The organism is Cupriavidus sp. OV096, from assembly GCF_900115455.1.
GTDB lineage: Bacteria > Pseudomonadota > Gammaproteobacteria > Burkholderiales > Burkholderiaceae > Cupriavidus.
Genome location: NZ_FOWM01000003.1, coordinates 291,120 through 308,732 on the forward strand (window position 1 = coordinate 291,120; position 17,613 = coordinate 308,732).

17 protein-coding genes and 1 tRNA gene are annotated in these 17,613 nt (G+C 66.6%); 10 read left to right on the forward strand and 8 right to left on the reverse strand.

The annotated features are described in order from the left end of the window. Positions 1-62: 62 nt before the first annotated feature. On the reverse strand, positions 63-725 hold the full coding sequence (locus tag BM115_RS08655) for a tetratricopeptide repeat protein (protein ID WP_092292685.1): 663 nt from the start codon (positions 723-725) through the stop codon (positions 63-65). A 178-nt stretch (positions 726-903) separates the two neighbouring features. Here BM115_RS08655 and cysS point away from each other — a divergent pair, with 178 nt between their 5' ends. From cysS to BM115_RS08690, 7 genes are all read left to right on the forward strand, one after another. Next, positions 904-2,292, forward strand: a complete 1,389-nt coding sequence (gene cysS / locus BM115_RS08660; protein WP_092292686.1) for a cysteine--tRNA ligase — start codon at positions 904-906, stop codon at positions 2,290-2,292. After that, positions 2,289-3,068 carry a DNA-3-methyladenine glycosylase family protein gene (locus tag BM115_RS08665; RefSeq protein WP_092292688.1) on the forward strand — a complete coding sequence of 260 codons (780 nt, stop codon included), beginning with the start codon at positions 2,289-2,291 and terminating at the stop codon, positions 3,066-3,068. Before cysS ends, BM115_RS08665 begins: the two co-directional genes overlap by 4 nt. 135 nt (positions 3,069-3,203) lie before the next feature. Next, entirely contained in the window at positions 3,204-4,175 is a 972-nt protein-coding gene (locus BM115_RS08670; RefSeq protein ID WP_092292690.1) for an acetyl-CoA carboxylase carboxyltransferase subunit alpha, read from the forward strand. Beyond that, entirely contained in the window at positions 4,141-5,598 is a 1,458-nt protein-coding gene (gene tilS / locus BM115_RS08675) for a tRNA lysidine(34) synthetase TilS (protein WP_177219878.1), read from the forward strand. Before BM115_RS08670 ends, tilS begins: the two co-directional genes overlap by 35 nt. 103 nt (positions 5,599-5,701) lie before the next feature. After that, entirely contained in the window at positions 5,702-6,952 is a 1,251-nt protein-coding gene (locus BM115_RS08680; RefSeq protein WP_092292692.1) for an aspartate kinase, read from the forward strand. 138 nt (positions 6,953-7,090) lie between these two features. After that, positions 7,091-7,184 (forward strand) — tRNA-Ser (locus BM115_RS08685). Between the two features lie 231 nt (positions 7,185-7,415). Further along, positions 7,416-7,973 carry a J domain-containing protein gene (locus BM115_RS08690; RefSeq protein ID WP_092292694.1) on the forward strand — a complete coding sequence of 186 codons (558 nt, stop codon included), beginning with the start codon at positions 7,416-7,418 and terminating at the stop codon, positions 7,971-7,973. 12 nt (positions 7,974-7,985) lie between these two features. On the opposite strand, the gene BM115_RS08695 is transcribed toward BM115_RS08690, so the two are convergent. From BM115_RS08695 to BM115_RS08715, 5 genes are all read right to left on the reverse strand, one after another. Continuing rightward, a complete protein-coding gene (locus BM115_RS08695; protein WP_092292696.1) occupies positions 7,986-8,969 on the reverse strand; it encodes a Bug family tripartite tricarboxylate transporter substrate binding protein in 984 nt (327 codons plus the stop codon). A 93-nt stretch (positions 8,970-9,062) separates the two neighbouring features. Then, the gene (locus BM115_RS08700; RefSeq protein ID WP_092292698.1) at positions 9,063-9,857 is read right to left on the reverse strand and encodes an SDR family oxidoreductase; all 795 of its coding nucleotides are present in this window, start codon (positions 9,855-9,857) and stop codon (positions 9,063-9,065) included. 9 nt (positions 9,858-9,866) lie between these two features. Next, entirely contained in the window at positions 9,867-10,832 is a 966-nt protein-coding gene (locus tag BM115_RS08705; RefSeq protein WP_092292700.1) for a Bug family tripartite tricarboxylate transporter substrate binding protein, read from the reverse strand. 62 nt (positions 10,833-10,894) lie between these two features. After that, positions 10,895-11,839 (reverse strand): hydroxymethylglutaryl-CoA lyase, encoded by a 945-nt coding sequence (locus tag BM115_RS08710; RefSeq protein ID WP_092292702.1) that lies wholly within the window; start codon positions 11,837-11,839, stop codon positions 10,895-10,897. Continuing rightward, entirely contained in the window at positions 11,836-13,035 is a 1,200-nt protein-coding gene (locus BM115_RS08715) for a CaiB/BaiF CoA transferase family protein (protein ID WP_092292704.1), read from the reverse strand. The genes BM115_RS08710 and BM115_RS08715 overlap by 4 nt, the downstream gene beginning before the upstream one ends. Before the next feature lie 219 nt (positions 13,036-13,254). Here BM115_RS08715 and prpR point away from each other — a divergent pair, with 219 nt between their 5' ends. Together prpR and BM115_RS08725 are read left to right on the forward strand one after the other, a co-directional pair. Next, complete coding sequence (gene prpR / locus BM115_RS08720; protein WP_092292706.1) at positions 13,255-15,201, forward strand: propionate catabolism operon regulatory protein PrpR; 1,947 nt, start codon at positions 13,255-13,257, stop codon at positions 15,199-15,201. A gap of 101 nt (positions 15,202-15,302) precedes the next feature. Next, positions 15,303-15,818 carry a metal-dependent hydrolase gene (locus BM115_RS08725; protein WP_092292708.1) on the forward strand — a complete coding sequence of 172 codons (516 nt, stop codon included), beginning with the start codon at positions 15,303-15,305 and terminating at the stop codon, positions 15,816-15,818. A 54-nt stretch (positions 15,819-15,872) separates the two neighbouring features. Here the strand turns inward: BM115_RS08725 and tolA are convergent, their stop codons facing one another. Then, positions 15,873-16,637 (reverse strand): cell envelope integrity protein TolA, encoded by a 765-nt coding sequence (gene tolA, locus BM115_RS08730; protein WP_092292710.1) that lies wholly within the window; start codon positions 16,635-16,637, stop codon positions 15,873-15,875. 55 nt (positions 16,638-16,692) lie between these two features. Then, positions 16,693-16,878, reverse strand: a complete 186-nt coding sequence (locus BM115_RS08735; RefSeq protein WP_092292712.1) for a hypothetical protein — start codon at positions 16,876-16,878, stop codon at positions 16,693-16,695. A gap of 78 nt (positions 16,879-16,956) precedes the next feature. Between BM115_RS08735 and BM115_RS08740 the strand changes: the two genes are divergently transcribed. Next, positions 16,957-17,556 (forward strand): helix-turn-helix transcriptional regulator, encoded by a 600-nt coding sequence (locus tag BM115_RS08740; RefSeq protein WP_092292714.1) that lies wholly within the window; start codon positions 16,957-16,959, stop codon positions 17,554-17,556. Positions 17,557-17,613 lie beyond the last annotated feature (57 nt).

Genomic DNA, 17,613 nt, shown 5'->3' on the forward strand with positions numbered 1-17,613 from the left:
CGGCGCCTGGCAAACGTTCGGAAACGATCGCCGGCGCCCGCAAGCCTGCTAGGGGTGGATGATCAGCGTGCCGCCGGGGCACTGGCCGGCGCAGGCGCTGCCGCAGCCGGGCGTACCTGCTGCAGTGCAGCGGCGGCGCGGGTGTCCTTCGGATTGCGCTTCACGGCCTGGGCGTAGGCCTGTTCGGCCAGGCGCCGGTACACATCGCCCAGATTGCTATAGGCGATGGCATAGTCGGGGCGCGAATCCAGCGCGGCGAGCAGTTCGGCTTCGGCACGCTTCAGGTCGCCGCGCTTGGCGTAGAGCAGGGCGAGGTTGTTGTGCGGCTCGGGCAGCTCGGGGAAGTCCTGGACCATTTCCGAGAAGGCCTTGATGGCGTCGTCCTCGCGCCCGGCCTGGGCCAGCGACCAGGCACGCTGGAAGCGCGCCTGCGCGTTGCGCGGGTTGGCGGCCAGCACGCGGTCGAAGCCCTCTACGGCGTCGTCGTAGCGCTTGTCCTTCACGGCTTTTTCCGCCGGAACCATGCCGGGGTCCGCCGAGCGGGGGCCAGTACCGGGTGCCGGCGGCGCCTCCAGATACCGCGGGCCCTGCGCGAACGCCGGGGCGGCGAGCAGGGCGCCGGCCATGGCCAGTACGCCCGCCACGGCGCGGAAGGGGCTGGCACGGCGGCCGGCGGCAGGGGCGGGGCGGGAGGTCATGGTCGGGGTGGGCAGAAGCAGGCTCATGTAAGGGCGGTCCGTTATACTCCGCGGCATTCTAGCAAAGCGGCAGGACGTGCAGCACAGGCCGCAGGGCCTTCCGGTAAGATATGGGGCCCGCACGCCGTGGCCCGCATGCTTGTGCGCGTCCGCCGAACGGCGTCCCGCGGTGCCGGTGCGTCCTCCTTCACTCTTCGATCGCTTCATGCAGCAACTGAACATCTACAACACGCTCGCGCGTGAAAAGCAGCCTTTCGTGCCAATCGAACCGGGCAAGGTCCGCATGTATGTGTGCGGCATGACCGTGTACGACTATTGTCACGTCGGCCACGCGCGCGTGATGGTGGTGTTCGACATGGTGCACCGCTGGCTGCGCGCCGCCGGCTATGACGTGACGTACGTGCAGAACATCACGGACATCGACGACAAGATCATCCGCCGGGCGGCCGAGAATGGCGAGACAATTGGCCAGCTGACCACGCGCTTCATCCAGTACATGCACGAGGATGCCGCCGCGCTGGGCATCATCCGCCCCGATCACGAGCCCCGCGCCACCGACTTCGTGCCGCAGATGCTGAACCTGATCGAGAAGCTCGAGGCCAACGGCCTGGCCTACCAGGCGGCCGATGGCGATGTGAACTACTCGGTGCGCAAGTTCCAGGGCTACGGCAAGCTGTCCGGCAAGTCGCTGGAAGACCTGCGCGCCGGTGAGCGCGTGACCGCCAACGACGCCAAGCAGGACCCGCTCGACTTCGTGCTGTGGAAGTCCGCCAAGCCGACCGAGCCGCCCGAGACCAAATGGGACTCGAAGTGGGGCAGCGGCCGGCCGGGCTGGCATATCGAATGCTCGGCCATGAGCTGCACGCTGCTGGGCGAGCATTTCGACATCCACGGCGGCGGCGCCGACCTCCAGTTCCCGCACCACGAGAACGAAATCGCCCAGTCCGAGGGCGCGAGCGGCAAGCCGTTCGTCAATATGTGGATGCATAACGGCTTCGTGCGCGTGAACGACGAAAAGATGTCGAAGTCGCTCGGCAACTTCTTCACGATCCGCGAGGTGCTGAAGGCCTACGACCCGGAAGTCGTGCGCTTCTTCATCCTGCGCGCCCACTACCGCAGCCCGCTGAACTACAGCGACGCCCACCTGGACGACGCCCGCCACGCGCTGACGCGCCTGTACACGGCGCTCAAGGAAACGCAGCCCGGCGGCTGCGCGGTCGATTGGGAGGAGCCGCACGCCAAGCGCTTCGCCGAGGCGATGAACGACGACTTCAACACGCCGATCGCGATGGCGGTGCTGTTTGACCTCGCCAGCGAGGTCAATCGCTCCGGCTCGGCACAGATGGCGCGCCAGCTCAAGTCGCTGGCCGGCACGCTGGGCCTGCTCGAGCGCGATCCGCATACCTTCCTGCAGGGCGGCAAGGTGGCCGATGGCCCCACGGCCGAGCAGATCGAGGAGCGCATCGCTGCGCGCAAGGCCGCCAAGGCCGCGCGCAATTTCGCCGAGGCGGACGGCATTCGTGCCGAACTGCTCGCGGCCGGCGTGGTGCTCGAGGACAAGCCAGGCGGTGCGACCGAGTGGAGGCGTGCTTGAACGCTGCCGCGCGCAAGCCGAAGGTGGCCGGGAAGCCGGCTGCCAAGGTGCCCGGCAAGGTGGCGACCAAGTCGACCAAGGCGGCCGGCAAGGCCGCCAAGCCGGCATTGCCCGAAGCCAAGGCGGTGCCGCTGCCGGTGGAGACGGTCGTCGACGCAGTACGTCCCGCCTATTGGGACGAGGCCTGCGCCGACCTGATGAAGCGCGATCGCATCCTCAAGAAGATGATTCCGACGTATGGCCCCGCGCACCTGATCTCGCGCGGTGATCCATTCGTCACGTTGGCGCGCTCCGTCGTCGGCCAGCAGATCTCGGTGAAGGCCGCGCAGTCGGTCTGGGAGCGCCTGGTCACGATGTGTCCGAAGCTCACGCCGGCCCAGTTCCTGAAGTCCGGCGCCGAGCAGCTCGCTACCTGTGGCCTTTCTCGCCGCAAAGCCGAATACATCATCGATCTGGCTGAACATTTCAAGGCCGGGCGCGTCCATGTGAAAGAGTGGGCAGCGATGGACGACGAGGCGGTGATCGCCGAGTTGATCCAGATCCGCGGCATCGGCCGCTGGACGGCCGAGATGTTCCTGATGTTCAATCTGATGCGGCCGAACGTGCTGCCGCTCGATGATGTCGGATTGATCAACGCGATCTCCGCCAACTACTTTAGTGGCGAACCCGTCACCCGCAGCGAGGCGCGCGAGGTGGCGGCCAACTGGGAACCGTGGCGCACGGTGGCCACGTGGTACATGTGGCGCAGCCTCGACCCCCTACCGGTGACTTACTAGGAACCACGCAGTCCATCAACAGGCAGTGACGGCGTTGATTTTGCGCATAAGTGCTTGAAAATCAACATATCGGGCGGTCGAAACCGGTATTTTTTCCGGTAGAATGCGCCCCTTCACAGACAGGTCCGTGTTTCTATGAAAACCACCTTCCTGGATTTTGAACAGCCGATTGCCGAGCTCGAGGCAAAAATCGAAGAACTGCGCTTTGTGCAGGATGACTCGGCTGTAGATATTTCCGAAGAGATTTCGCGGCTGGCCGGCAAGAGCCAGCAGCTGACCAAAGACATTTACGCCAACCTGACCCCGTGGCAGGTTGCGCAGATCGCCCGCCATCCGCAGCGTCCGTACACGCTGGACTACGTGCGGGAGATCTTCACCGACTTCCATGAACTGCACGGCGACCGCGCTTTCGCGGACGACCTGTCCATCGTCGGCGGCCTGGCCCGCTTCAATGGCCAGGCGTGCATGGTGCTTGGCCACCAGAAGGGCCGTGACACGAAGGAGCGCGCGCTGCGCAACTTCGGCATGTCCAAGCCCGAGGGCTACCGCAAGGCCAAGCGCCTGATGGAGCTGGCGGACAAGTTCGGCCTGCCGATCTTCACCTTCGTCGATACGCCGGGCGCATTCCCGGGCATCGACGCCGAGGAGCGCGGCCAGTCGGAAGCCATCGGTCACAACCTGTTTGTGATGGCCGGCCTGAAGGTGCCCCTGATCGCCACGATCATCGGCGAAGGCGGCTCGGGCGGCGCGCTGGCGATTGCCGTGGGCGACGTGGTGCAGATGCTGCAATTCGCTACCTATGCGGTGATCTCGCCGGAAGGCTGCGCTTCCATCCTCTGGAAGACCGCCGAGAAGGCACCGGAAGCCGCCGAGGCACTGGGCCTGACCGCGCACCGCCTGAAGGCGCTGGGCCTGATCGACAAGATCGTGAGTGAGCCGCTGGGCGGCGCGCATCGCGATCCGAAGAACATGGCGACGATGCTCAAGCGCTCGCTGGCGGAATCGCTGCGCCAGTTCCAGGGCATGAGCGTCAAGGAACTGCAGGCACGCCGGCACGAACGGCTGATGGCCTATGGCAAGTTCAAGGAAACCGGCGCCCAGGAATGACGGGCGCGCCGGTGTGGTGCCGTTGACCGCACCCCTGACCGACAAGGTCGCACGGGCTCTCCAGGCCGGTGCGGCCTTTGTTGTTTCTGGCGGCGCGGCGCCGGTCACGGTGGCCGTGGCGCTCTCGGGCGGGCGCGATTCGGTGGCCTTGCTCCATGCCACGCGCGCCGCGGTGGCCCAAGGCCCGGGGCTGGCCTCGGCCGTGCGCGTGGTGGCGCTGCACGTCCATCACGGCCTGCAGGCGCCGGCCGACGACTGGGAGCACTTCTGCGCGACGCTGTGCCGCGAGGCGCAGGTGCCGCTGGTCACCGAGCGCGTGACCGTGCAGGCGCTGGCGGGCGAGGGCATCGAGGCCGCCGCGCGCCGGGCCCGCTACGCCGCGCTCGGGCGGATGTGCCGGGCGCACGGCGCCGCGCTGCTGCTGTTCGCCCATCATCGCGACGATCAGGTGGAAACGGTGCTGATGCGGCTGTTCCGCGGCGCTGGCGTGGCTGGTATGGCCGGCATGCCCGCGCGGCGGCCGCTGGACGCGCAGGGCGACGTGCAACTGCTACGGCCCTGGCTCGATGTCTCGCGCGACGAGATCGACGCCTATTGCGCCGCGCACGGGCTGTCGTGGATCGAAGATCCTTCAAATGCCGATACCCGCTTCGTCCGCAATGCCCTGCGCGCACAACTGCCGGCGCTGCGCGAGGCCTTCCCCGCGCTGGTCGAGAACGTGCTCCAGGCCGCCTCGCATTTCGGCCAGGCAGCGGCCATGCTCGACGGGCTCGCGGCCGGTGAGCTGGCCCGTCTCGTCTCGCCGGGGCGCGACGCGGACACCCTTGCTGAACTCGATCTGGCCGGCCTGCGTGCCTTGCCCTCCGGCCACGCCGACGCCGTGCTGCGCCACTGGCTGCGCGACCTCGGCGCGCAACCGCCTTCCACGGCGCGGTTGGCCGCGATGCGGGCACAACTGATCGAGCGTGACGGCGGCGAGCCCGCCATCGCGCATGACGGACTGGTGCTGCGGCGTTTCCGCGACAAGGCGCTGGCCTGCCGCGCGGTGCCGGACGCCGCGCCGGCAGCGTTCGAATTCCTCTGGCACGGCGAGGAACGCATCGTGGTGCCGGCATGGCGGGGTGCATTGCGATTCACGCGCGACGACACCTTCGGCGTGCCGGAAGCGGTGCTGCACGGCCCGCTGCGGCTGGCGGCCCGGCAGGGCGGTGAACGGATCGTGCTGCGGCCCGGCGGCCCGGCGCGCGCGCTCAAGCAGGCCTACCAGGAGGCCGCCGTGCCGGCGTGGCGGCGCGCCTGGCTGCCGCTGCTGTGGAGCGGCGCCCAAGTCGTGCTGGCAGCCGGGCTCGGCATGCATCGCCGCTGGCCGGCCGATGCGCCCCATGCGCCACGCTGGCGCGTGGAGTGGGTGGAACTCGACTAGGCTCCCATCGGGAGCAGGGGCAGCGCCCCGCCACAGCCTTGCCTGACGGCCGGCGATCGTGTATTTTCAAGGGCTTTGCACAATCGCTGGCGTCGACAAGAAGATGGCTCTCATCGTTCACAAATACGGCGGCACTTCGATGGGTTCCACGGAACGCATCAAGAATGTCGCCAAGCGCGTGGCCAAGTGGCACCGCGCCGGTCACCGCGTTGTCGTGGTGCCTTCGGCCATGTCGGGTGAAACCAATCGCCTGCTGGGCCTTGCCAAGGAAATTTCCGCGCAGCCTGACCCGCGTGAACTGGACATGCTGGCCTCCACTGGCGAGCAGGCCAGTGTGGCCCTGCTGGCCATCGCGCTGCACGGCGAAGGCATCAACGCGGTCAGCTACACGGGCTGGCAGGTGCCGGTGAAGACCGATTCGGCCTACACCAAGGCGCGGATCGAGTCGATCGACGACGAGCGCATCCTGGGTGACCTGGACGCCGGCCGCGTGGTCGTGATCACGGGCTTCCAGGGCATCGACGACAGCGGCAACGTCACCACGCTGGGCCGTGGTGGCTCCGATACCTCGGCCGTGGCCATCGCCGCCGCCATCGAGGCTGACGAGTGCCTGATCTATACCGACGTGGACGGCGTGTACACGACCGATCCGCGTGTGGTCGAGGACGCCCGCCGCCTGGACCAGATCACCTTCGAGGAAATGCTGGAAATGGCCAGCCTGGGTTCGAAGGTGCTGCAGATCCGCTCGGTGGAGTTCGCCGGCAAGTACCGCGTGAAGACGCGCGTGCTCTCGTCGCTGACCGACCCCCTGATGCCGCTCGAGCAGGAAATGCACTCGGGCACGCTGATTACTTTTGAGGAAGAGTCTGACATGGAAGCAGCCGTCATCTCCGGCATCGCCTTTGCCCGTGACGAAGCCAAGATCACCGTTCTGGGCGTGCCGGACAAGCCGGGCATCGCCTACCAGATCCTGGGCCCGATCGCCGACGCCAATATCGACGTCGACATGATCATCCAGAACCAGTCCGTGGACGGCAAGACCGACTTCACGTTCACGGTGCCGCGCGGCGAGTACCAGCGCGCGCTGACCATCCTGACCGACAGCGTGAAGGGCCATATCGGCGCCGCCAGCGTGTCCGGCGACCCGAAGGTGTCGAAGGTGTCGGTAGTGGGCGTGGGCATGCGCTCGCACGTGGGCATCGCCAGCAAGATGTTCCGCACGCTGTCGGAAGAAGGCATCAACATCCAGATGATCTCCACCTCGGAAATCAAGATCTCGGTGCTGATCGACGAGAAGTACATGGAGCTGGCCGTGCGCGCGCTCCACAAGGTGTTCGAGCTGGATCAGGCGTGATCTGGTGAGTGTTGTGTCTGGCGGGGTAGGTGTCGCGTTTTTTGCGCGATTGGTCATGGAAATGTCATTGACCTGTTGAGACGACCCCGCTAGAATACGCGCTTCGTTGTGCGGCCTCCCTCGCACAACGCAAGTTTGGGAGACGTGGCCGAGAGGTCGAAGGCACTCCCCTGCTAAGGGAGCATCCGGGCCAAAACCTGGATCGAGGGTTCGAATCCCTCCGTCTCCGCCACTACATCGTAATGGCGGCGAACCCCGGAAGATCGCGGTCTTCCGGGGTTTTGTTTTTTCTGGCGCGGGTTTTTCGGACACGACACTGACGAGGCCGATTCCGCCCGACCCGCTCAAGCGAATCGGGGCGGCCATGCAGACGCGCATGAATCTGGCGGCGGCCTGCGGCGAGGTTTGATGCGGTGCGGCATGCTAGGATGGACGCCTCCGTTTTTCGCGCTGCCCCGCCCCCATGAATACGCTCTACGCGACGCTTGGCGTACCGTCCGATGCTACGCTCGACGAGATCAAGCTCGCCTATCGCCGCGCGGCGATGAAGTGGCATCCGGACCGCAACCCCGGTCGCGAAACCGAGGCGCATGCCGCCTTCCAGCAGATTCGCGATGCCTATTCGATCCTGTCCGATGCCGAGCAGCGACAGGTCTACGACGACGTCTTCGAACGCGAAACGCGCCGCTGGGAAGCCGAGCATGCGGCCGAGGAAGCCGAGGCGCGCGAGGTGCAGGAAGCGGCCAGGCGTGCGGCACAGGAGCACTACGAGAAGATGGTCGCCATCGCCATGCGTTTTGCCGACGATGGGCACACCCGCGACGTCCTGTTCGGTGTGCTACTGGGCCGGGATTGCGAGGCGGACCTTGCCGGACGCATTGCCGACAGCGTCTGGGCGCTGCACGAGTCGCGCAAGGCGGCGGACGCAGCCGCCCCGTCACCCGAGGCCGCCCCTGCGGAAGCGGAAAAGCCCGTCAGTGCGTTCGAGACGTTCTGGCAGGGGATGTTCCGGTTCCGCTAGCCGCCCCGCGTCTCACTCGACCTTGATGTTGGCGGTCTTGACGACCTCGCCGTACTTCTTCAGGTCCGCCTGGATCTGCTTGCCAAACGCCTCCGATGAATTGCCGACCGGCACGATGCCCAGCGTGGCGAGCCGTTCGCGCGTCTCAGGCTGGTTGACCACGACGTTCAACTCCTTCGACAGTCGGTCGACGATCTCTTTTGGCGTCTTGGCGGGGGCCAGCAATCCCACCCACGAGTCGTTGACCAGGCCTGTGACGCCGGATTCCTCCAGCGTTGGCACATCCGGCAGCGTCGATACGCGGCTCGCGCCGGAGACTGCAATCGCGGTGGCCTTGCCGGTTTTCACATATTGCTGCGCGCCGGCCACGGCCGTGTACAGCACCGGCAGCGTGCCGCCCACCAGATCCCCCATCGCCTGGCCGCCGCCCTTGTAGGGGATGTGCGTCATCTTCAGGCCGGTGCGGGCCTTGAGCAGCTCGCCGGCCAGGTGCGGCGTGCTGCCGGTGCCGGCACTGCCATATGACAACCCTTCGGGTCGGGTCTGCGAATACGCGACGAGTTCCTTCAGGTTCTTTGCCGGTACGGACGGGTGGGTAATCAGGATCAGCGCCGCATCGCCAATCTTGCCGATGGGCACGAAGTCCTTGACCGGGTCGAACGGCACTTTCGGAAAGACATGCGGATTGATGACGATGGTGCCGTCGAAAGCGAGTAGCAGCGTGTAGCCATCTGGCGCCGACTGGGCCGCCATCGCGCTGCCGATATTTCCCGAGGCACCGGGCTTGTTGTCGACCACGATCTGCTGGCCAAGGCGCTGGCCCAGCCTGTCCGCAATGACGCGCGCGCTGGTATCCGACACGCCGCCCGGCGCGAACGGCACGATCAGCCGGATCGGGCGCGACGGGTACTCTTGCGCGAAGGCGCTGGTGCCAGATAGGGCAGGCGTGGCGACGGCAATGGCGCATAGCGCCTTGACGAGGGTACGGCGGTGCATAGGGTCTCCTCCTGATGCAACAGTGAGTTCGGCGGTATTCGCCTGTTATCTGCAATCTGGTGCTGCGGAACCACGGGTACGGCTTCTGTGCGATCAGACGACGATGGGCGTGGTGGCGCCATCGATCGACAGGATCGCCCCCGAGATGTAGGACGCGCGCGCCGACGCGAGAAACAGCACGGCATCGGCGATCTCTTCGGGCGCGGCAAGCCGCCCGAGCCCGGTGCGTTCGTTGGCCTTGCCGAGGGCCTCGTCGACGGTTGTGCCAGCCAGCTTCGCTTCGGCTTCCAGGCCCTGTTGAAGCCGCTCGGTGCGGGTGGCTGACGGGTTGAGGGCGTTCACCCGCACCCCGGACCGGCCATACGCGCTGGCCAGCCCTGCCGTGGCCAGCATCAGGGCGGCATTGGCGGCGCCGCCAGGCAAATGGGTCGGGCTCGCCACCTTGCCGCCCATGCCGACGACATTGACGATGGCGCCGTGGCCGGCCTGGGCCATCCGCTTGATGACCGGGTCGATGACGTGCATGTAGCTGAAGTACTTCGCGTCCATCGCATCGCGCCACGACTTGGGCGTCAGCTCCGCAGGCGGGGTGCGGCGCGCACCCCCGGCGGACGTGACCAGGATGTCGATCCCGCCCAGTGCGGCGGCTGCGGCGTCGACGGCGTGCGCGGCCTGCGCCGCGTCACTGAGGTCGGCCGCAACCGTGAAGGGATCGGCGCCCGGCGCATCGGCCACCAGTGCGGTCCGTGCGGCGGCGAGATTGGCCTCGCTGCGTCCGATGATCGCGACCTTGGCACCTTCACGCAGGAACGCTTGAGCGCAAGCGAGCCCAATGCCGCGGCTGCCGCCGGTGATCAGTACGCGCTTTTCGGTCAGTTCAAGATTCATGGGGTTTTCCTATTCGGGCTGGATGCCACCGCGTTTGGCCACGTCGGCCCATTTCCGCGTTTCCTTGTCGAGGAAGGCGCGAAACTCCGTCGGTGGGGTCAGGACGATGGTAGCCCCTTGGTCTTTCATCTGCTTGGCGAGTGCCGGGTCCTGCGTGACCTGCTGCAGGTCGTGATGGATCTGTTCCACGATGGCCGGAGACATGCCCGCCGGCCCGAACAGGCCATACCAGTTCAGCGATTCCACGCCATCGAGTCCGGCCTCCTTGAACGTCATCGCATCGGGGAAGAGGGACATGCGCTGATCCGCCGCCACGCCGATCACGCGCAGATTGCCGCTTTGCACGTGGGGCAATGCCGTCAGCACGCTGGTGAATCCGGCGCCGACATGGCCGCCGATGACATCGACCATGATCTGTGCGCCGCCCTTGTACGACACCGGAATGGTCTTGAGATTGCCCGCCTGGCGCAGCAGCTCGCCGGTCAGTCGCGTCTGGCCTTCCGAATAACCGATGCCGAGCGGCTGGCTACGGGCGGCACTGACGAGGTCGGTCAGCGATTTCGCAGGGTTGGACTTCGATACCACCAGCACCATCGGCGAGATGGCGAGGCGTGTGATGGGGGAGAAGCCACGCACCGTGTCGTAGGGCAGGCTTTTCATCAGCACGGGATTGATCGCGTGCGAGCCCACCACCATCAGCAGCGTGTAGCCGTCCGGGGCGGACTTGTGAACGTGACTGGAGCCGATCACGCCGTTGGCGCCGGGCCGGTTGTCCACCACCACCGACTGCCCCCAACGCTCGGACAGCTTCTGCGCGACCAGGCGGCTGACGATATCGGTGCCGCCACCGGGCGCATAGGGCACGACCAGCGTGACGGTCTTTTCCGGCCACTTCGCGGCGGCGTGGCCAGAAGCCAGCGCGGCGGTACAGGCCATGGCGCCCAGCACGCCTCGAATCCAGCGAATGTTCTTCATCAGGTGTCTCCTTCCTATATGGGTCTTGTCTGACCGGATGCTCGGCGGCATCCGTGTCGGCCTTACGTGCCGCTTTTACCGCGTTGATTCTGCTGGCGCCGCAGCCATGCGATGGAGCGGCCGCCAAGGGGCCGATCCAGCAGCGATTCGGCGAATGTCACCGCATCGAGCAGTCCGTCGAGCGAAATCCCGGTACGCAGGCCGCACTGCTCGGCCATCAGCACCAGGTCTTCGGTGGCCAGGTTGCCTGCCGCGCCGGGGGCAAACGGACAGCCGCCGATGCCGCCCACGCTGGCGTCGAAGCGGCGCACGCCAGCCTCCAGCGCGGCCCATGCGTTGGCGACGCCCAGGCCGCGCGTGTCATGCAGATGCACGGCCAGCGTGCCGGGGTCGAGTGCTTGTGCCAACGTAGCCATGCGCGATTTGACGGCGGCGGGCGCTGCAGCGCCGATGGTGTCGGCGATGACGATCTCTTCCGCGCCGGCGTCCCGCATGCGGCAGGCCAGACGCAACACCGTATCGAGATCGACCGGGCCTTCGAACGGGCAGTCGAACGCGACCGCCACATAGGCACGCGTGCGCAGGCCGAGTTCGCGCGCCCGCACCAGTGTCTTTTCGCTGACATCGGTGGCCGCGTCCAGCCCCATATTGATGTTGCGCTGGTTCATCGTCTCGGTGGCGGAGAGCACCACCGCGATCTCGGTGGCGCCGGCGCCATGCGCGCGTTCCAGGCCCTTGAGATTCGGCACCAGCGTGGAGAGCCGCAGGTCTGGGCACTGCGCCGCAGCGCGCTGGACCACGTCCGCCGCGTCGGCCATCTGCGGCACGGCCTTCGGTGAGACGAAGCTGGTGGCTTCGACGCTCCGTACGCCGGCACGCGCCAGCAGGCGGATCAGTTCTACCTTGGCATCGGTGGAGATGGCGACGGCCTGGTTCTGCAGCCCGTCGCGCGGTGCGACGTCAGTGATGACGATGTCCGGCGTGGCGTGGCGCTGTGCGTCGCTCATGCCACGGCTCCGGCTTCGCGCAGCCGCGCAATCTGTGCGTCGTCATAGCCCAGCGTGTCGCGCAGCACCGTGGCCGTATGCTCGCCCAGCGCGGGCGGACAGGTATAGGCGGCCGTGGTCACCCCGGAAAGCTTCACCGGATTGCCGGGCATCCGCACGGTCTCGCCGGTCTTCAGGGGCACCTCGACAATCATGTCGCGCGCCTCCACCTGCGGCTCGCGCAACGCATGCGCGAAATCGTTGACGGGCCCACACGGAATGCGCGCCTGCCGCAAACGGGCCAGCCAGTAGGCCGACGACTCGGCGCGCAGTTCGTTGGTGATGATGGCGTCGATCCGCGCCTTGTCGGCATAGCGGCCCGGCTGCTTCAGGTACTCGGGCGCGCGCAGTTCGGGATGATCGATCACGCTCAGGAAGCGTTCGAAGAACGCGTCGCCGATGCAGGCAATGATGATGTGGCCGTCGCTGGTCGGATAGGTGTTGTACGGCACGTGCACGAAATGGCTGTTGCCGATACGTTCGGGCACCAGGCCGGACATCAGGTGCATCGTCGCCATGTAGTTCAGCAGCGAGATCTGGGCGTCCAGCATCGAGATGTCCACGTGCTGGCCCACCCCGGTCTGCTCGCGCGCCGCCAGCGCCGCCAGCACGCCGATGGCGCCGAATACCCCGCCGCCCAGATCCCCAACGGGGATGCCGCTGCGTACCGGCGGGCCATCCGACATGCCGGTGATGGACATGCCGCCACCCATGGCCTGCACCACCTGGTCGAACGCGGGCTGCTGCCGGTCCGGCCCGGTCTGGCCGAAGCCGGTGACGGAGCAGGTGATGATGCGCGGGTTGACCTTGGAGAGCGATGCGTAATCGATACCCAGCCGCTCCGTCACGCCAGCGCTGAAATTGTCGAAGACAACGTCGGCATTGCGCACGAGATCCAGAAACACCGCCCGGCCTGCCTCGGACTTCAGGTCCACGCACACGCTTTCCTTGTTGCGGTTCAGCGTGAGGAAGTACGCACCCATCCCGTCGCGGGCGTAGTCCTCGCTCTCCGCCAGCAATTTGCGCGTGCCCTCTCCGGTGCCGGGGGGCTCCACCTTGATCGTGCGGGCACCCAGGTCGGCCAGCAGCATGGTGCCGTACGGGCCCGAGAGCATATGGGTCAGGTCAAGTACGGTGATGTGTCCTAGCGCCTGCATGGCTTCCTCCGTGTTCGTATGGAGGGTTCAGTGCAATCGGTGTGCCAGTGCCTGCGGAGTTCGCTAAGTAACTGATTCATAACGGAATGGGAGAGGAAGGATGACGTTCCGCATGTTTCATGAAACACTGTTGAGACATTTCATGAAACGGCCGTGAAACGCTCGTGCGATGGTCACGAGAGGCGCCGCAGCGCCCGGAGGCGGCCGACGAGGAGACCCATGCGCAACACTTCCCCTGAGCGCGGCAGCCTGCCGCGGCTTTGTTTTATCAGTTACAAGCACCTCAGCCGCTTCGCCATGACGGTGCTGGACGAGTTCGCCGACCGCGCCACGATAGAGGTGGTCAATGGTTCGTTCGAGGCCGCACTGGACGCCGCGCACGAGCGCCTGCGCGAGGGGGCGGCTGACGTCTTCGTCAGCGCCGGGGCGAACGCCACGATCCTGCGCAACGCGCTCGATGCACCCGTCGCCACCATCAAGCTCAGTGGCTTCGACATCCTGGTGGCGCTCCTGCAGGCACGGCATATTTCGAACCGGGTAGGCGTGGTGATGTACGGCGAGTGCATTCCCGAACTGGATGCGGTCCGCGAGTTGCTCAATATCGAGGTGGCGCAGTACGCGTACCGCACCCCTGACGAGGCACGGCAGTGCTTCGAGCGGCTCGTGCGTGACGGCTATGAGGTGGTGGTGGGTTCCAGCATCGTCATGGAGCTGGCGGAGCAGTACGGCATCCAGGGGCGCCTGGCCTACTCGATCAATGCGGTGCGCCAGGGGATTGAGGACGCCATCGAACTGGCGCGCGTGGCCCGCCTGGAAGCGGGGCGCTATGACCAGCTCAACGGCGTGCTGCACAACCTGCAGGAGGCCGTGCTGGCCGTCGACCGCGACAATCGCGTGATTGCCGTCAACCCGCCGATGGAAATGCTGCTGGGCCGCGTCAAGGCGAGAATGATCGGCCAGCATCTGGAGGACATCGAGCCGGCGCTGTCGCTGCAATCCACGCTGGCCAGCGGCATGCAGGAGCGGGGCAGCGTGTTTCGCTTCGCGCAGCGCGACTGGATCGCCAATCGCACCCCGATCCGCGAGCATGGCGACACGGTGGGCGCGGCCATTACGCTCTATGACGCGCGCAATATCCAGGATGCGGATGCCAGCCTGCGCAGCCAGCAGCGCCGGCATCCGCGCAATGCGCGCAACCGCTTCGACAACCTGATCGGCGCCAGCCCGGCCTTCGAGCGCGCCTGCGCGACGGCGCGGCGCTATGCCAGGACGGATCTCACGGTGCTGCTATCTGGCGAGAGCGGGGTGGGCAAGGAGCAGTTTGCGCAAGCGATTCATAACGAGAGCAAGCGCGCCGCCAAGCCGTTCGTCGCCATCAACTGCGCGGCCTTCCCGGAGGCGCTGCTTGAAAGCGAGCTGTTCGGCTACGACGAGGGCGCCTTCACCGGATCGCGCCGTGGGGGCAAGCGCGGGCTGTTCGAATCGGCCCATACCGGCACGCTGTTTCTCGACGAGATTGGCGATATGCCCGTCTCGCTGCAGACGCGGCTGCTGCGCGTGCTGCAGGAGCGCGAGATCCTGCGTCTGGGCGGTGCCATACCGATTCCGGTCGACGTGCGGATTATCGCGGCGACGCATCAGCCGCTGCCGCAGTTGATCGCCTCCAGGCAGTTCCGTCAGGATCTCTACTACCGTATCAACACGCTGCAACTGGCGTTGCCACCGCTGCGCGAGCGCCGCGAGGACATCGCCTTGCTCGCCACATTCCTGCTGCGGCGCTCGCTGGACCGGCTGGACTCGCGCCTCGACGCACCGGCCCTGGTCGCGCGCTTGCTGCCAAGGCTGCAGGCGCACGCCTGGCCGGGCAATATCCGTGAGCTGGAGAATATCTGCGAGCGGATGGCGGTGTTCTTCTCGCAATGGGAGGATCTGGAGCACATTGCGTTCGACGAACTGCATCACGATTGCCCGGAACTGTTCGGGGCGGTCAGCGTCATGGCGCCACCACCCGAGCTTGCGCCGTCATCATCGACCGCGCCCCGTGCACGCGTGCTGGAAGTGCTGGCCGAGTGTGGCGGCAATCGTCAGCAGGCGGCGCAACGGCTGGGCGTGAGCCGCGCGACGTTGTGGCGTTGGGAGAAGGCGGCCACGGCACAGGTTGGATAGGCTCGCTCCGCGCGACGCGATCGATCCAGTGCTGGAGTTTCTCGCGCACATCTGCCAAGATTGCGCCCCCTCTAAGATCACCGGCGAACTCGCGCAGTCTCATGGCCTCAAGCAAAGCTCACCACGCCACCGGATGGGCGGCGGCCGTCATCGCTGCAGTGGTCATCGCGAAGACCGGCAGCGAAGGGTGGGGCTGGGCCAGCATAGCGGGGTTTGTGGCGGCGATGCTGGGCAGCACCGCGCCAGACTGGATGGAAGTGGCATGGTGGTCGAGGTCGCGTCGCCTGTGGATTACCCATCGCACCTGGACGCATTGGGGCATCGCGTGGATTGGCCTCCTGCTATGGGCCTACCACGCGCTGGGCACCCATCCGTTGGCCGCACCCGCATTCGGCTTTGCCTGCGGGGGCGTCATGCACTTGCTGGCCGACTGGCCGAACCCGCTGGGCGTACCGTGGATCGCGGGGCGCCATTCGCTGAACTGGTGGAAGAGCGGGCGGTGCGACCTTCTCATCGTCGCGGCTTCATGGCTGATTGCCCTCGCGGTATCCCGCGAGTTCTGGCTGCATGGCGGCCATCCCCTCGCAATCGTCCGGCATCTGCGGACGCACTTCTGACACGCCGGGACGGTGATCCGGCGCCGCTAGCATCGCCGGAAGATCGCGGTCTTCCTATTCCCTCGGCTGGAAATAAAGATTGATGTGGGCGGGCGCCACGCCGTTCTCGTCGCGCGGCAGCGGGTTGGAGCGTGCCACGGCGCGCAGCACGGCGTTGTCCCAGCCGGTGTGTCCGCTCGAGCGGGCCAGCCGGGCCTCCAGCACGGTGCCGTCCGGTGCCAGATGCACTGCGACCACGGCGGTGGGATTGTCGGGCAGGTCTCCATCGAAGAGGATGTTGGGCGTGACCCGGCGTCGCACCTTGTCCGCATAGCCCGGCGACGTGGTGCCGCCTGTGCCGGCACCGTCGCCGGGGCGGCTGCCTGCACCGCTTGCACTGGCTGTGGCGGCTGCGGTGGCCGCAGCGGCCTGACGCTCGGCGTCGCGGAGGTTTTGCTCACGCTGCTGCGCTTGCGCGGCGGCTTCGAAAGCCTTCGCGGCTTCGGCTGCCCTCGTGGCTTCAAGTGCCTTGGCGGCCTTGGCTGCCGCACGGCGTTTCTCGGCCTGCAAGGCAATGTCGGGCCTGTCTTCCGATTTCAGCTCGGGTTCCAGCTTCCGTTCTAGCTTCCGTTCCGGCTGCGGGACCACCGGCTTCGTCTCGACCACGGTCTGCGGCGGATTTTCGGGGATCGCGTCCCACAACTCGGCTTCCACGCCGACCGGGGTCCGGCTCTGCCAATGGACCGCGTAATAGAGCCACAAGCCCAGCAGCACGTGGATAAACAGGGCCAGCAGGAAGCTCGGCAGGGTTCCCCGTTCCAGTGGCTTTCGACCTGACATGGCATCTCCGCGATTCATGCCCTTGATCTGACCATAGTCCCGCCGTCGGGCGATTTCAACCTGCCCCGGAGGCGCCTTTCCACTGGCGCTGGATGCGCGCGGCGTCGTCCGCGTCGGACGTGGCAACGTCCAGCCAGCCGGGAATGTGCCGGTCGGGGAGGCGCTTCGGTTCGGCCATGAGCAGATGAGCGATTTCGGATAGGATGCTGCGCGGCGCTGCGCTATTGTCGCGAGCGGCCATGTTGACCCCCGCACACTATTTGATTGATCGCCCCCGCGCACGGCAGTTGCGTCTCCGCAACGCCATCGCCCCCAACCGATGACGAAACTTCTCAAGGAGGACGGCGCGATTGCGCTGGCAGACAGCATCCCCGACGCTGTTTTCCTGGTCGACCAGACCGGGCAGATCCGCTACGCCAACACGGTGTGCGAGGAGATCCTCGGCTACCGGCAGTCCGATCTGGTCGGCCAGCTGGTGCTCGAACTGGTGGTGCCGGCGGACCGGGAGAAGACGCTGCGCGAGGCCGGCCGGGTCCTGGCTGGCAACAAGCGCGTGGGCTTCGAGAATCGCTACCGGCACCGAAACGGTGCGGACGTCCATCTGTCCTGGTCGGCCCAATGGCACGCGGCGCACGAGCTGCGCATCGGCGTGGCCCGGGACGTGACCGCGCAGCGGCAGACGCCGGCCATCCCTCCGCATCCCCCCGACCATGCCAGTCGGCTCGACGCGCTCGCCCCCCACGAACGCAGGGTGCTGAACCTGCTGCTGACCGAAGCCGGCGAGAAGCAGATCGCCGAACAACTCGGGCTGGCGGTCTCCACCACGCACTCCTACATCACCGGCATCTATCGCAAATTCGGCGTGCGCGGCCGGGCGGGGCTGATGAGCCTGTGGCTGCGGCACCTGCTGCACGACTGACGCCCCGGCAAAAAAAGCGCCGGCCCGAAGGCCGGCGCAGAGTGATGCCCGGATGTT

Coding starts and splice junctions, on each gene's coding strand:
- BM115_RS08715 (WP_092292704.1), bottom strand. CDS start 13,035: ATGCAGGCGCTAGGACACATCACCGTACTTGACCTGACCCATATGCTC.
- BM115_RS08710 (WP_092292702.1), bottom strand. CDS start 11,839: ATGAGCGACGCACAGCGCCACGCCACGCCGGACATCGTCATCACTGAC.
- tilS (WP_177219878.1), top strand. CDS start 4,141: ATGGCAAGTTCAAGGAAACCGGCGCCCAGGAATGACGGGCGCGCCGGT.
- BM115_RS08700 (WP_092292698.1), bottom strand. CDS start 9,857: ATGAATCTTGAACTGACCGAAAAGCGCGTACTGATCACCGGCGGCAGC.
- BM115_RS08655 (WP_092292685.1), bottom strand. CDS start 725: ATGAGCCTGCTTCTGCCCACCCCGACCATGACCTCCCGCCCCGCCCCT.
- prpR (WP_092292706.1), top strand. CDS start 13,255: ATGCGCAACACTTCCCCTGAGCGCGGCAGCCTGCCGCGGCTTTGTTTT.
- BM115_RS08680 (WP_092292692.1), top strand. CDS start 5,702: ATGGCTCTCATCGTTCACAAATACGGCGGCACTTCGATGGGTTCCACG.
- BM115_RS08740 (WP_092292714.1), top strand. CDS start 16,957: ATGACGAAACTTCTCAAGGAGGACGGCGCGATTGCGCTGGCAGACAGC.
- BM115_RS08705 (WP_092292700.1), bottom strand. CDS start 10,832: ATGAAGAACATTCGCTGGATTCGAGGCGTGCTGGGCGCCATGGCCTGT.
- tolA (WP_092292710.1), bottom strand. CDS start 16,637: ATGTCAGGTCGAAAGCCACTGGAACGGGGAACCCTGCCGAGCTTCCTG.
- BM115_RS08725 (WP_092292708.1), top strand. CDS start 15,303: ATGGCCTCAAGCAAAGCTCACCACGCCACCGGATGGGCGGCGGCCGTC.
- BM115_RS08695 (WP_092292696.1), bottom strand. CDS start 8,969: ATGCACCGCCGTACCCTCGTCAAGGCGCTATGCGCCATTGCCGTCGCC.
- BM115_RS08735 (WP_092292712.1), bottom strand. CDS start 16,878: ATGGCCGCTCGCGACAATAGCGCAGCGCCGCGCAGCATCCTATCCGAA.
- cysS (WP_092292686.1), top strand. CDS start 904: ATGCAGCAACTGAACATCTACAACACGCTCGCGCGTGAAAAGCAGCCT.
- BM115_RS08670 (WP_092292690.1), top strand. CDS start 3,204: ATGAAAACCACCTTCCTGGATTTTGAACAGCCGATTGCCGAGCTCGAG.
- BM115_RS08690 (WP_092292694.1), top strand. CDS start 7,416: ATGAATACGCTCTACGCGACGCTTGGCGTACCGTCCGATGCTACGCTC.